The following is a 13576-nucleotide window of genomic DNA, read 5'->3' as shown; positions in this document are numbered from 1 at the left end:
CACTCTTAATTAGGTTATTGCATAAAAAATAGAGGTTAATGATCATTCCACCCCACCCAGCAGGTTCGTTGTGTTAATGATCTTAACCTCTATTTTTATGATTCCAATTAATTAGTATTCATCTTCATCGTCGTCTTCATCATCCAGCTCTTCCGAATTATATTTAATCTTGGGATCACGTTGAATGAGCTGTAACCGGTCAGATCGCACCTGACCCAAGGTTAAAGGAACATATTCTGTGACCACATCGGAGTAGGATAAGCCGTACCAAATTGCCGGCGTCACGGTATACTTTTGAAGCCAGAGACGACTTTGGATTAAATTCTTTTTCCAATTGTTTAGTTGCGTATCTGGTGATAAAACCTCGCGAATCAAAACGAAGGAAAAATCCCCCACACTACGATCCGGAATCGTAGTATAACGTTGTGGTTGACGCGGAAGTTCTTTTTTAATCATCATTTCGTTCACGATTTGGCGCAAGAAGAAATTAACTTTTTGTTCCATACGAAAACCTAAATATAACTGTACATTGACCATATAATCAGTGCCGTAAGTGTCCACACTATAAGCAGTCGTGTACGGTTTATCAGTAACATTCACGGTCACAAACCAATAAACTTGAGCCCGTTTAGGACGTTTATCTAAAATAGAATACAGAATGTCTTTTTTGATTTTATAACCATCTTTAACTTTGGCTAGATAAACCAAATTAGTGGTATACATGGGTAAGCTTTGGTCCTGACTTAATTCGCGTAATTGATTTTTATAAGCTAGTAAAGACACATATTCACGGTGGAAGGTATTATCATTTTTCAATAATTCACCATACCGCCAGATCACCATGATGATGATTAATAAAAGCGCAATTCCTAAAGTAATATAGCCACCATGTAAGAACTTGACGCTATTGGTAATTAAAAAGACCGTTTCAATCATTAAGAAAAAGGCAATGACAAGACGCGTTAACCAGCGATTAACTTTGGTAGTTGATAACCAGGCGTTTAATAATAAAGTAGTCATCAACATAGTAATGGTAATTTCTAAGCCGTAAGCGGCGGACATTTTAGCTGAAGTTTGGAAGAAAATAACAATAAAAGAACAAATAACCCAGATAATGTTATTCACAGCCGGAATATACAATTGACCTTTGAAATTGGTCGGATAATTCATGCGTAAACGAGGTAAAATTTTTAACTTCGTGGCTTCCGAAACCAGCGTAAAGGAACCCGAAATTAACGCTTGCGAAGCGATAATCGCTGCTAAAGTAGCTAACAAAGTCATCGCTAAGCGGTAGCGTTGCGGAACCATTAAGAAAAAGGGATTAAGATCGGTCAGTTTTTGATAAGCTGCTTGGCCCTTAACTTGGTTAATCCAAACCGCTTGACCCAAGTAATTAATTAAGAGGCACAATTTAACGTAAGGCCAGCTACCATAAATGTTATTGCGGCCGACGTGCCCCATATCCGAATACAAAGCTTCAGCACCAGTAGTTGCCAGAAAAATACTCCCAAGAATAAAGAGCCCGTTTTTATTTTGTGGACTCACGAGCACTTTAAAAGCGTAATAGGGATTTAAAGCGCGCAGAAAACTCCAATCACCGGCTAAGCGATACAGGCCGATTACTCCTAAACACGTAAACCAAAGCATCATAATCGGACCAAAAGCTTTACCAATGGCTTCCGTACCGAAGCGCTGAATAAAAAATAAGCACGATAAGATAATGATTGTGGTTAAAATGACTGTTCCTTGCGTTGTAATGGGAATATGATGCAAAATTTGGACACCTTTTAAGCCTTCAATAGCCGTTGTGACGGTGACCGCGGGCGTCATCATGCCATCAGCCAGAAAAGTGGCGCCACCAATCATTGCTGGAATAATCAACCACTTAGCTTTTTTGCGAACCAAAGTGTATAAAGCAAAGATACCACCTTCGCCATTATTGTCAGCTCGTAAAGCAATTAAAACATATTTAGTGGTCGTGATAATAGTTAAAGTCCAAAAAATTAACGAAACGGTTCCCAAAATAAAATCTGTTGAAATATGACTCAAACCACCATTGCCATGAATTAAAGACGACATGGTATACATTGGTGAAGTACCAATATCACCATAAACCACACCTAAAGCAACTAAAATACCACCCATGGATAGTTTATTTTGCAAATTTTTCTTTTGCTGAATTGTATTCTGAAATTTCATAGTTAATCGCTTGTCCTTATTTAATCTAAAGATAATCAAGGAAAACTCAAAAAAAGCTAGAGTATTAACACAAAACAGATTCAGCCAAAAGCATTTTTAATGCCGCTTGTTAGCAGCAATGTTTAGTTTTTGGTAAGGTGTCAATATTACATTATTGTGCTCTTTCTGGTTACCTCGTAAAACTTAGATTTAATTTTTCATGTAACTTTTAAGCTGACTGCTAAATTGCTGCTTTTAAAACTTGAAGTGCTCTTTAATCATAGTTGATTATAACAGAAAAAATTGCGAACAACTGAAGAGCTTTTCTAACAGAAAGGTAAATGATATGATTAGACAGATTAAATTTTGAAGGTGTCTTATGAAAAAGTTCGTTGTTTTCCCAGTGTTACTGAGTTGGTTATTTATTTTTAGTTTGGTATTTGCTGTGCAACCAATTCAAGCGCAGGCTACTAAAGCGCGGTACCAAGCTTATCAACAATTACTGCAACAAAATGAATTTAGCGGCAGTGTCTTGTTAATTAAGCATGGTAAAACTTATTACCGCACAACACAAGGATATAGTAATTATCAACAAAAACAGCCGTTGACACAGCACTCAACGTATCAATTAGCTTCATTGGAAAAGGCGATTACAGCAACACTATTAATGAAGGCCCAAGAGCAGGGCAAATTGCATTTATCAGATCCGTTAAGTAAATATTTTCCCCAAATTCCGTATAGTGCCAACTTGACTTTGTGGCATTTATTAACAATGCAGTCGGGATTAGTGATGGATCCAGAAAATCCTAATGTCACAACGCAACACCTGCAGCATTATTTAAAGATGCATGTCAAAGTGGATAAAAAATATATTAATCGGTGGCATTACAGTGATGTTAATTATATTTTGTTGGCACAAATTTTACAGCGAGTTTACCATCAATCTTTTAGCCATTTATTTAATCGTTTTTTTAAAAAACCATTGCGGCTGCACAATACTAATGTGACAGCGGATTATTTAGCTAACCCGTACCATGTAACTGCCTATGCAGTTAAGGATCAAACGGTGAATTATCAAATACCGTTAACTTGGCAATGGTCACAAATTCACTTTGAACGAGGTGCCGGCCAACTATACTCGAATCCCGCTGAGTTTTATCGGCTGCAAAAAGCGATTATTCAAGGTAAAATTATTACGAAAAGCGATTTACGTAAATTACGAACGCCAACAGCTAATGGTCTATATAATGGCGGTGTTTATCATGATGTGCGGCAACATTATTTTTATGCGCACGGGGTGCAACAAGGCTTTGATAGTGTGGTTTTGATGAGTGATGATGCAAAAACTGCCGTAATTTTATTTAGTAATCGGCATAACGCGAACGCTACTAATTTTATTTTATTGGCTAAGCAATTTTACGAATTAATGAACAAACGAGGTTAAAAGATGTTTACTTATTTAACAGCTGGCGAATCACATGGCCCGCAATTAACTGGTATTGTTGAAGGTTTTCCCGCCGGAATGGCAGTAGATTTGGAGCAAATTAATAATGCCTTAGCAAAACGACAAGGTGGTTATGGTCGTGGCAATCGGCAAAAAATTGAGCATGATCAAGTGCAAGTTACTGGTGGTCTTCGCCAACAAGTCACTTTAGGTTCTCCCATTGCCCTAACAATTACCAATCGTGATTTTAGTCATTGGCAAGATGTTATGAATCCGTTAGCTACCACGTCCAAGCGGGCTAACTTGCGGCAAGTTAAACGGCCGCGTCCAGGACATGCAGATTTAGTTGGAGGAATGAAGTATCGTCATCGGGATTTACGGAATGTGTTGGAACGCTCGTCAGCGCGCGAAACCGCAATGCGGGTGGCTATTGGCAATTTATGTGAGCAATTATTGAACCAGTTAGATATTCAATTAGTCGGTTATGTTTATCAAGTTGGACCGCAGGTCGTTGGCAATCCTCAGAATTTGGGGGTGAAGGCCATTCAACAGCAAATTCAAACTAATGATTTACGAATTTTGAGTAATCAACAAGAACCGATCATTAAGGAACTCATTGATCAAACTAAACGGGCAGGTGATACTTTAGGCGGCGTTGTGCAAGTTATTGTGGAAAACGTGCCTGCTGGTTTAGGCAGCTATACTAGTTGGGATAGCAAATTTGATGCCCAAATTGCTGCTAGCGTAATGGGCGTCAACGCAATTAAAGGAGTTAGTTTTGGCGCTGGCTTTTTGAATAGTGAGCATTTGGGCAGCCAAGCAATGGATGCCATCACTTATCAAGATCAGCACTGGCAGCGTTCTAGTAATCATTTAGGTGGATTTGAAGGTGGTATGACTAATGGCATGCCTTTGATTATTAATGCAGCGATGAAGCCATTACCGACGCTGTATCATGCCTTGCCGTCAGTGAATATTGATACGAAAGTTGAGCAAAAGGCCAATGTTGAGCGCTCAGATACTACGGCCATTGTCCCCGCCTCGTTAGTGATTCAAAGTGTTGTGGCCATTGAATTAGTCAAACAAATTACTACGACTTTTGATGGTTCCAACTTGGGACGTTTACAAGAGCAAGTTTCGGCTTACCGTCAAGAACTGGATGAATATTAACCAGCTGAGCTTGAAACTAAAGGGACTGCACAGTTGTAGAAGTTTCCAGTGCGAACTTGACTGTGGAATTAATTTTTAAGAATTAAGGATCAAGAGAATGAAAGATTTACGATATGCGCCGCAAGGTTTACACGGAACGTTAACCTTACCGGGTGATAAGAGTATTACGCATCGGGGGTTAATTTTGGGAGCGTTAGCTTCGACCCCGACGCTTTTACACCAAGCAAGTTTGGGACAAGATTGTTTGACGACATTAGCAGTGTTACAAAGCTTCCAAATTCCGATCCAACGCTGGCACACGACGATTAAAATTAGTGGTCGGCCCTTGAAATTTTGGCGTCCCACTCAAACAACGCTTAACTTTAATAATTCGGGAACGTCCGTGCGTTTATTAATGGGACTGTTGGCAGGCGGTTGGTGGCGCTTAACCTTAGTAGGGGATGCTTCGTTAACTAAACGACCGATGGCTCGGGTAAGTGTTCCCTTGCAGCAGTTAGGAGCCAATATTAGGACTACTGACGAACATTTGCCAGTTATCGTCACGGGACAAAAGTTAAGCGGTACGCAAATTGAATTAGCCGTGGCGAGTGCACAAGTTAAAAGTGCGGTTATTTTGGCTGCCTTACAAGCCACGCAACCCACAACGATTGTGGAAAAATTGCCAACACGCAATCATACAGAAGTAATGTTACGCCAGTTTGGGGTACCAGTTGTCACAGCAACGGATCAAAGGACGATTACAGTTTTACCAACTACCCAATTCAATGGTCAGGAATTAACCATTCCCGGGGACCTGTCGGCGGCAGCCTTTTGGTTAACGGCGGCGACCTTAGTCCCTAATTCCCATTTAAAAATTAAGCATGTGGGGTTAAATCCTACGCGGAGTGGCTTTTTGCAAGTCCTACAGCAAATGGGTGCCCAAATCCAAATTAGTCCCCAAACGACGACCGGGGAATTATGGGGTGATTTAGAAATCAGGACCAGTCGTTTAAGAGCGATTCACTTAACTGCTCCACAAATTCCTAGCATCATTGATGAGTTGCCGTTGGTAGCTTTACTAGCGGCCAATGCACATGGAACTAGCGTGATTGAAGGCGCGCAGGAATTACATTACAAAGAAACTGATCGCATTCAAACAGTGACCCAAGAATTACGAAAATTAGGTGTGAAGATTCAAGCGCGAACTGATGGTTGGCAGATTGAAGGTCCAACGCAGTGGCAGCAGCACAACGTTAAATTGGATAGTCACGGTGATCACCGTTTGGCTATGATGTTAGCGATTGCGGCATTAACTGTTCCGGCGGCACTCACATTAAATAACGAACAATGTGTGGCAATTTCTTATCCTGAGTTTTGGCGGGATTTAGATAAAGTCATTGGAGTTTAAGTCATGGATATTATTTTGACGGGATTTATGGGAACAGGTAAAACCACAGTGGGGCAACTGTTAGCACAGCAATTGGCATTACCGCTCTGGGATTTAGATCAGTGGATTGAACAAGCCAGTGGTCAAAGCGTGAACACGATTTTTGCTGTTGAGGGTGAAGCGTATTTTCGCAAATTGGAACAGCAGGCGTTGGCACAAGTATTAACGCAACCGGGAGTGTTAGCGTTAGGTGGAGGTACGCTGGAAAATACTGACAATGTACAAGTTTTAAAGCACTCCCCCGCGCCGATTATCTGGTTAGATGCACACCTTCCTGTTATTTGGCACCGAATTAAAAATGATACTTCCAGGCCGCTAGCCCAAAATATGCAACAGTTACGGCAATTAAAAGCAAGACGACAAGCAAGTTATCAACAGGTAGCAGACATTGTTGTGCAAACGGACACATTGTTGCCAACACAAGTTATGGATCAAATCTTAACGCAAGTTCAAAGTTTATAAAAAAGGTCAAATCACAACGTAAGCAACAGTAAGTAGCTGTGGATAACTTTTTGTGCCGAACCCAGTGGTTGGTAATTTCAAAGTTAGTGTCAATAAAATAAGGATAAAAAAAGAAAATGCTCGTCTTGAGGCGAACATTTTCTTTTTCGGTTACTGCCCAAAGCAGTAGTTGGTGTTGAATGACATTCAATTTGAAAGTAAAGTTTGAACTTTGTTATTGAATACAGTTAGTACTTAACTTTAAGCTAAAGCACCCATTGGATCCCAAGGCGCCAAAACTTTTGGATCGTCACATTCAGCATCATAAGCTGCTTGCGCTTTTTGTGGCAGGTATTTTTTGTTGATAACTAATTGGTAAACAAATTGATCGAACCAAGCATCACTCATCACAAAGTATCCTTTAGTTCCCACTTTTTCACCCCAAGAGTTTTCAACTTTCCACTTGGTTGGTTGGCCTTGATCGTCTAAGTCAACTCCAGTTAAGACCATGGCGTGGTTCATTAAGCTTTCGCCATAATCTAACCGTTGCGCTTTAGTCATCGAAAAATCGATATTAAATAAGTCAGCTAAGTTATAGATTTTAGTATCTAAAATTCCCTTTTTGCGGTCGGACATGGCGGAGACATCACTACCAAACCACACGGCTTCGCCGGCTTGAAGTTGTTTGACGGCACTGACTTTAAAATCTGCTAATTCTAAGTTTAAATGCCGAACATTGCGGCCAGCGACAACATTTCCTAATAATTCGACAGTGTAAACATGATTATAAGGCTTGTCGTCAGTTGGAGCATTAATGGTGGAAATATAATCTGGTAAATCTAAATCAATATATTTTTTATAAAATTCTTGTGGCGTAATGGCTTTTTCACAATGAAATTGATTGTCATCATCACGATAAGACCAATCAAATTGTATGGGTGGTTCACCTAGAGCATAAGCTAATAACCGGTAAACTTCGGATAACATCTTTTCTTTACGTTCTTCAACCGTGGCGTCGGGAACACCGTCTTTGAGCCATTGGCGTAAAGCAACAGCATCTTTGCGTAATTTAGTGTTTAAAACGCTGTTTAACTCTGAAGAATTAGTTCGACTAGCAGTATCGGGCATCACGCTTTTCGGCACAACACCATATTTTTCAAAGAGGGCACAAACCATGTCCCATTGTCCACCATCTTGTTGCGGAGTGGTCATTAAAAAGTCGACTTTGCGATCACCAATGGGCAAATCAGCAGTTTTAATGACATTTTCGTAGAAATAATTGGCTTTTTCGAGTTTGTCCCAGAAAAAGACATAGCCTTGAGATAACTCAAAGTCTTTAATTTTAAATTTGCTTTGCATGGGGTGGCGCAAGGTATTTAACGCTGCAAAAACCCAGCAAAGACCGGATTGTTTTTGATCGGCAACTTTTCCAGTAGTTAAATCAATGGAAAAAGTCGGATCCATCGCGATTTGTGATTGTAAAGTTTCGCTAGATTGATAAATACCATTATTGGCAACACTATTTTTGATGACTTGTGCCGCGGGCATTTGGTCAAAATCTGCTTGAAATTGTTGTAAATCAGCTTGACTGATTGCTTTTGTCATAAAAAATCCTCCATTAAATTAAAAAAGCTTAAGCTAAATATAGCGGAAAGTTGGACGTTTGACTAGTACTTTAACGAATATTGTCGATAACTTGGGGACCTTCAGGGCGACCGATGACCACGGTATTGACTAAGTCTAAGAAAAGACCATGCTCAATAATTCCGGTTTGGTGGTCTAACCAGTCAGCTAATAAGTGCGGATGTTCAATCTGGTTTAAATGTAAGTCCACAATATAGTTATTCATATCGGTTTTGACTAACTGTTGTGGTTTTTCATACCGTAATTGGGGGTGGAGTTGTTCCTGAGTTAAACGTGCAATTAATTGTTGGGCACCAAAGGGATTAACTTCTAAAGGCAGTGGAAATTGACCTAATTGTTGCACCATTTTAGATTGATCAACGATCCATAAATTGCGTTTGGAATTAATTGCTACGGTTTTTTCATAAGTTAAAGCGGCACCGCCACCTTTGATACCTTGAAATTGGGCATCGACTTCGTCGGCGCCATCAATAGTTAAATCGGCCTGCTCGATGTCTGCTAAAGGGTGCATCTTAATCCCCAGATTTTGGGCTTGTCGATAGGTCCTTTGAGAAGTGGAGACACAATCAACTTGTAAATGCTCTTCTTTGACGCGGCGAGCTAGTTCTTCAACCATATAAAAAGCAGTGGAGCCAGTACCTAAACCTAAAATCATATCTGATTGAACAAAATCTACGGCTTTAATAGCCGCCATCTTTTTTAATTCATCTTGATTCATCAGTATTATCTCCCTTGTCTGAATTGATTGCTAATAACGATTGAAACTTGGGTTCACGCTGAAAAAATTGGCGCGCAAACGGACAGACTGGTACAACTGTTAAGTTTTGTTGTTGTACCCAATCAAGCGTCGCTAATAAAATTTTTCCGGCTAAACCTTGGTTGCGATATTCTGGTTGGACAAAAATTTGATCAATGCTAATCGCCTGTTTGTGCGGTAATAACGTATAGTGTAATTGTACCATGGTCTCACCTTGGGGATTGGTTTGGAAAAATTCTTGGTCCTTGTGCTCAAAAGCCAAAGTTGTTCAACTCCTTAATGTATCGTCTGGTTAAATTAAGTATAATCTAAATTATTCATAATAAGAAAAAATTGAAAGAAGAAAATTAAAGTTATGGTAGAGCGTAAATTTGAATTTGTCACTCGGTACCAAAATCAAGGCTTGATTTTGCCCAAAAGGCAAACGCCAGCCGCCGCAGGATATGACTTAGCGGCCGCCGAAGATTTTGTTGTACCTTCTATTTGGAAACATCCCTTGGCCCAACTGATTTGGCGGCAAAGTCGCTATCAAGAAACTACTCGCTGGGCTCAGTGGGCCCAGAAAGTTTTACAACCAGTTTTAGTACCAACTGGTTTAAAAGTCAGTTTACCTGCAGATGAAGTGTTGTTGTTAGTTAATCGCTCTAGTGGTCCGTTGAAGCGGGGCTTGATGTTGCCTAATTCCATCGGGGTGATTGATGCAGATTACTATAATAATGCCAAAAATGAAGGCGAAATTTTTGTGCAAATGTTAAATTATTATCCAACTGATTATCTAATTAAAAAGGGTGAACGCATTTGCCAAGGCATTTTTATAAAGTATTTACGGACAGCTGATGACCAAATTAGTACAACACCGCGGCAAGGCGGCTTTGGTTCTTCAGGTAAGTAGAAATTAATAATAGGAGATGAAGTACATTGGCCAAAGCCAAAACGCGTTATGTATGTCAAAACTGTGGTTATATTGCGCCCCAAATGTTAGGAAGGTGTCCAAATTGTGGGGCCTGGAATCAATTAGTGGAAGAAGTTCAGCGGCCGGTTAATACAAAAGCTACTCCTAGTCGCGTTAGTTCGACAACGAGTCAACCAGTTAAATTAAATCAGGTCAGTTTTGATGAACAAAAACGGGTGCAAACAGGCTTGACGGAATTAGATCGAGTTTTAGGTGGCGGAGTAGTGCCGGGGTCATTGGTGTTAATTGGCGGTGATCCAGGAATTGGGAAATCGACCTTATTATTGCAGGTTTCCGGACAACTGGAGCAAACGGGGGGCCGAGTTTTATACGTTTCCGGCGAAGAAAGTGCAGCCCAAATTAAATTACGCGCTAATCGCTTGCAAATTCAAGGTGACAACTTATATCTCTATCCAGAAACGGACATGGGAGCTATTCGCAATGCAATTAATGAACAAAAGCCAGATTATTTAGTGATTGATTCCGTACAAACAATGAATGAACCCGAATTAGCTTCAGCTATTGGCAGTGTCGCCCAGATCAGAGAAGTAACAGCCGAATTAATGAATATTGCTAAACAACAAGGCGTTACTGTGTTTGTCGTCGGGCATGTGACTAAAGGCGGTGCCATTGCGGGACCCAAAATTTTAGAACATATGGTAGATACGGTCTTATACTTTGAAGGCGATTTACACCATAATTATCGGATTTTGCGTTCGGTCAAAAACCGCTTTGGCTCGACCAATGAAATTGGCATGTTTGAAATGGTCAATACGGGATTACGTGAAGTCCAAAATCCATCGGAAATTTTTTTGGCCGAACGCTTGAATAATGCAACGGGTTCTGCGGTGGTAGTTTCTATGGAAGGGACACGGCCTATTTTGGTAGAAATTCAGGCGTTAACATCGCCAACTTTGTATGGTAATGCCAAACGTACGACTACAGGCTTGGATCATAATCGCGTGGCGGTGATTTTGGCAGTTTTAGAAAAGCGAGCCAATATTTTGCTCCAAAATCAGGACGCCTATCTCAAAGCCACAGGGGGCGTGCGTTTAGATGAACCAGCCATTGATTTGGCGATGGCGATGGCGATTGTTTCTTGTTGCAAAAATCGGAGTTTAGCGAGTGACGTTTGTTTCGTCGGGGAAATTGGCCTCACGGGCGAAATCCGCCGTGTTAATCTGATTGACCAACGGGTCAAGGAAGCCGAAAAGTTAGGCTTTCAAACGATTTATGTCCCTGCTAACAATGAGTTAGTACGAGGGGATTATCCAGACATTCAAATTGTTGCGGTGCACACCTTAAATGAGACTATCAAAAAAGTATTTTTATAATTGTATAATTTTTCACTAAAAAGTGATTGCTATCAGAAAATCGGTGTGTTACGATTACAAAAGATTAGACAGTTTTAATTTTGCAATTTTATTATTGGGGAATAATTAAGGTTGCGTTCTTTGGGGGAGAACTACATGAAGCACGATATTAGGGGACTTAACAAAAAGCCTAAAAAAATTGGGGTTATGGCGACGATGACGGTAACTAGTTTGGCTTTGATGGGGGTTAATAAATCCAGCCAAACAGTTCATGCGGATGTTCAAGATAGCAAACTAGACACTGATCTCAATTCAGCGGATAGTAATCCGAATCTGGCGGCAGCTACTGATCAAACAACTGCCACTAGTCCAGAGCAGATATCAACTTCACAGCCAACAGGACCAACGGCAACGCCATCGACAAAAAATAGTGCAGCTAGCAGTCAGGCTAATACTGACGCAGCTGTGGTTAATGATAGTACTCCGGTTAGTCCTGAGTCTACAAATGATGTTCCACAAGTTAATAATCATGTAACAACTAACTTACCAACAACTACTCAACCTGTGTCCTCATCAAGGAACTCAGCTAATAATATTGAGGCTACTGGAGATCAGAAGAGGGTGGTCAACGTGCAACCTGCTCAGTCCAAAAGCCAAGCAAGTGTCGGAGCAGAAATTCCATATGTTGCTCATGATTTAGTAGTTTATCCGGATCAAACGAACATTGACATTGATGCTGGATTGGCGGCAGGTGTTAATGGGGATTTGACCCATCAAATTCAAGTGGTTGATAATGCGGGGTTTGATCCCCAGCATTTAACCGTTAATAAAAGTTATAAAGTGTCGTACAGTGTTAGCGACAGCAGTAAGACGACTAATTTTTCAAGAAATATTGTCGTTAATCGAGATCAGGCAGCAGTAAAAACCGATGGTAAGAAGCGCTCTGTTTATGCTGGCAATGAAACCAATCACGAATGTCCTAGTAAATGGGATTTTGCGGATGTGATCGATAGTGATGGTCAAGCAGTAGCCGATGCTGACAACCAAGTAGCAGTTTTAGGTTGGGACGAATTAATGGCGGCGGTTAATGATCCGGAGATGAATTATGATACCTGCACTGATAAGACCCATTTTACTGATTTTAGTGTGCCAACCAAAACAGTGACTTTAACTTATCAATTTACCGCTCTTTCGGGTCAGGTGATTAGTGTACCAGTAACGGTTCAAGTGATGCCGAACTATGCTCACGTACAGGCTCAAGCTGATCAAACTATTCCTCAAAGTCAATTAGCAACCGACCAGTGGCAGGCTGCAGACGGCTACGATTTGGGCTCAGATGAAAATGGCATTACAATTACGCCAGCAGATAAGGTTGAGACGATCGGCAATGTTGATGTCACGACGGCTGGCTTGTATGAAACAACTTATACCTATACGGATGGTAATAATCATCAGCATCAGGCAACAACGCAGGTCACGGTTAGTGCACCCACTGCTAAAGTTGTAACGCATGGTTCTACGATTGTTATGGGACCGAATACGCCAGTTTGGCAGCCAGCCGATAATTTAGATGCAATTTTTGATAGTAATGGTCAGAAAGTTGACAACCCACAATTTAGTACCGATCAGCCAGTAGATGTTACGCAAGCTGGTGAGCAAAAGGTTAATTATCACTATACAGATGAATATGGTAATGATATTACGTCGCCAGAAACAATTCATTTAGTTAGAAGTCAAGTCGCCTTAGTTGGTCAAAATTTGACTTTAGTTGCTGGACCTAACACCACTTGGAATCCGATTGAGGGGTTAGCTTATTTAACTGATGAAACTGGTAATAAAGTTCAACCAAGTGATCTCAACGCAGCTAATTTAACAGTTAGTGGGGACAATGTGGATCCACACAATCCAGGTGTTTATAACGTTCATTATGTTTATATTGATTCCGTTGGCAATCAAGCGGAGACTGATTGTCAGGTAACAGTTGTCCCTGATATTTCGGCTATTGAAGCCCAAGGCACAACCGTCACCCAAAGTAACCAACCAGCCAAGGCTTGGACTAAGAATCAATCATTAGCTTTAATTAATCGTTTTTTGGATGAACACGGAAGTACGTTGATTGGTCGCAACGGCACGATTGATCCGGATTTAGTCACGATTAGTTATCAAAAAAAAGAGGGTCAAAATTACACGCCTGTTAATAATGTTGACGTGACCACCGGGCTATTATGAAATTGATTATAGTTATACCGAT

The 13576-nt window shown here is 40.6% G+C and carries 11 protein-coding genes; 7 read left to right on the top strand and 4 right to left on the bottom strand.

Annotated elements, in window-relative coordinates; all coding sequences use genetic code 11:
• Positions 1–111: 111 nt before the first annotated feature.
• A complete protein-coding gene (locus AC3B5B_RS02260; protein ID WP_489769194.1) occupies positions 112–2199 on the bottom strand; it encodes a KUP/HAK/KT family potassium transporter in 2088 nt (695 codons plus the stop codon).
• Positions 2200–2557: 358 nt separating this feature from the next.
• Between AC3B5B_RS02260 and AC3B5B_RS02255 the strand changes: the two genes are divergently transcribed.
• The 4 genes from AC3B5B_RS02255 (at position 2558) to AC3B5B_RS02240 (ending at position 6680) form a co-directional block, all read left to right on the top strand.
• Entirely contained in the window at positions 2558–3622 is a 1065-nt protein-coding gene (locus AC3B5B_RS02255) for a serine hydrolase domain-containing protein (protein ID WP_489769193.1), read from the top strand.
• Positions 3623–3625: 3 nt separating this feature from the next.
• Entirely contained in the window at positions 3626–4792 is a 1167-nt protein-coding gene (gene aroC, locus AC3B5B_RS02250) for a chorismate synthase (protein WP_489769192.1), read from the top strand.
• A 97-nt stretch (positions 4793–4889) separates the two neighbouring features.
• Positions 4890–6179, top strand: coding sequence for a 3-phosphoshikimate 1-carboxyvinyltransferase (gene aroA, locus AC3B5B_RS02245; protein ID WP_489769191.1), 1290 nt, complete (start codon positions 4890–4892; stop codon positions 6177–6179).
• Positions 6180–6182: 3 nt separating this feature from the next.
• Complete coding sequence (locus AC3B5B_RS02240) at positions 6183–6680, top strand: shikimate kinase (RefSeq protein WP_489769190.1); 498 nt, start codon at positions 6183–6185, stop codon at positions 6678–6680.
• A 240-nt stretch (positions 6681–6920) separates the two neighbouring features.
• Here the strand turns inward: AC3B5B_RS02240 and AC3B5B_RS02235 are convergent, their stop codons facing one another.
• The 3 genes from AC3B5B_RS02235 to AC3B5B_RS02225 all read right to left on the bottom strand — a co-directional run bounded on the left by AC3B5B_RS02235 (position 6921) and on the right by AC3B5B_RS02225 (position 9322).
• Positions 6921–8264, bottom strand: coding sequence for a C1 family peptidase (locus AC3B5B_RS02235; RefSeq protein ID WP_489769189.1), 1344 nt, complete (start codon positions 8262–8264; stop codon positions 6921–6923).
• Positions 8265–8334: 70 nt separating this feature from the next.
• The gene (rpiA, locus tag AC3B5B_RS02230; protein WP_489769188.1) at positions 8335–9021 is read right to left on the bottom strand and encodes a ribose-5-phosphate isomerase RpiA; all 687 of its coding nucleotides are present in this window, start codon (positions 9019–9021) and stop codon (positions 8335–8337) included.
• Entirely contained in the window at positions 9008–9322 is a 315-nt protein-coding gene (locus AC3B5B_RS02225; protein ID WP_489757182.1) for a GNAT family N-acetyltransferase, read from the bottom strand. Before AC3B5B_RS02225 ends, rpiA begins: the two co-directional genes overlap by 14 nt.
• A gap of 93 nt (positions 9323–9415) precedes the next feature.
• Here AC3B5B_RS02225 and AC3B5B_RS02220 point away from each other — a divergent pair, with 93 nt between their 5' ends.
• The 3 genes from AC3B5B_RS02220 (at position 9416) to AC3B5B_RS02210 (ending at position 13554) form a co-directional block, all read left to right on the top strand.
• Positions 9416–9952: a dCTP deaminase/dUTPase family protein gene (locus AC3B5B_RS02220; protein ID WP_489757183.1), complete on the top strand. Its 537-nt coding sequence runs from the start codon at positions 9416–9418 to the stop codon at positions 9950–9952.
• 26 nt (positions 9953–9978) lie between these two features.
• Positions 9979–11346: a DNA repair protein RadA gene (gene radA / locus AC3B5B_RS02215; RefSeq protein WP_489757184.1), complete on the top strand. Its 1368-nt coding sequence runs from the start codon at positions 9979–9981 to the stop codon at positions 11344–11346.
• Between the two features lie 135 nt (positions 11347–11481).
• Positions 11482–13554 (top strand): bacterial Ig-like domain-containing protein, encoded by a 2073-nt coding sequence (locus tag AC3B5B_RS02210; protein ID WP_489769187.1) that lies wholly within the window; start codon positions 11482–11484, stop codon positions 13552–13554.
• The last annotated feature ends 22 nt before the right edge of the window (positions 13555–13576 follow it).

The organism is Bombilactobacillus sp. ESL1187 (genome assembly GCF_058107155.1).
The sequence above is the reverse complement of the archived record's forward strand: the minus strand, read 5'-3'. Positions and strand labels throughout refer to the sequence as shown.

Excerpts from the sequence above, each read along its gene's own strand:
- AC3B5B_RS02255 (WP_489769193.1), top strand. The coding sequence starts at position 2,558 with ATGAAAAAGTTCGTTGTTTTCCCAGTGTTACTGAGTTGGTTATTTATT.
- AC3B5B_RS02220 (WP_489757183.1), top strand. The coding sequence starts at position 9,416 with ATGGTAGAGCGTAAATTTGAATTTGTCACTCGGTACCAAAATCAAGGC.
- AC3B5B_RS02240 (WP_489769190.1), top strand. The coding sequence starts at position 6,183 with ATGGATATTATTTTGACGGGATTTATGGGAACAGGTAAAACCACAGTG.
- aroA (WP_489769191.1), top strand. The coding sequence starts at position 4,890 with ATGAAAGATTTACGATATGCGCCGCAAGGTTTACACGGAACGTTAACC.
- AC3B5B_RS02260 (WP_489769194.1), bottom strand. The coding sequence starts at position 2,199 with ATGAAATTTCAGAATACAATTCAGCAAAAGAAAAATTTGCAAAATAAA.
- AC3B5B_RS02235 (WP_489769189.1), bottom strand. The coding sequence starts at position 8,264 with ATGACAAAAGCAATCAGTCAAGCTGATTTACAACAATTTCAAGCAGAT.
- aroC (WP_489769192.1), top strand. The coding sequence starts at position 3,626 with ATGTTTACTTATTTAACAGCTGGCGAATCACATGGCCCGCAATTAACT.
- AC3B5B_RS02210 (WP_489769187.1), top strand. The coding sequence starts at position 11,482 with ATGAAGCACGATATTAGGGGACTTAACAAAAAGCCTAAAAAAATTGGG.
- rpiA (WP_489769188.1), bottom strand. The coding sequence starts at position 9,021 with ATGAATCAAGATGAATTAAAAAAGATGGCGGCTATTAAAGCCGTAGAT.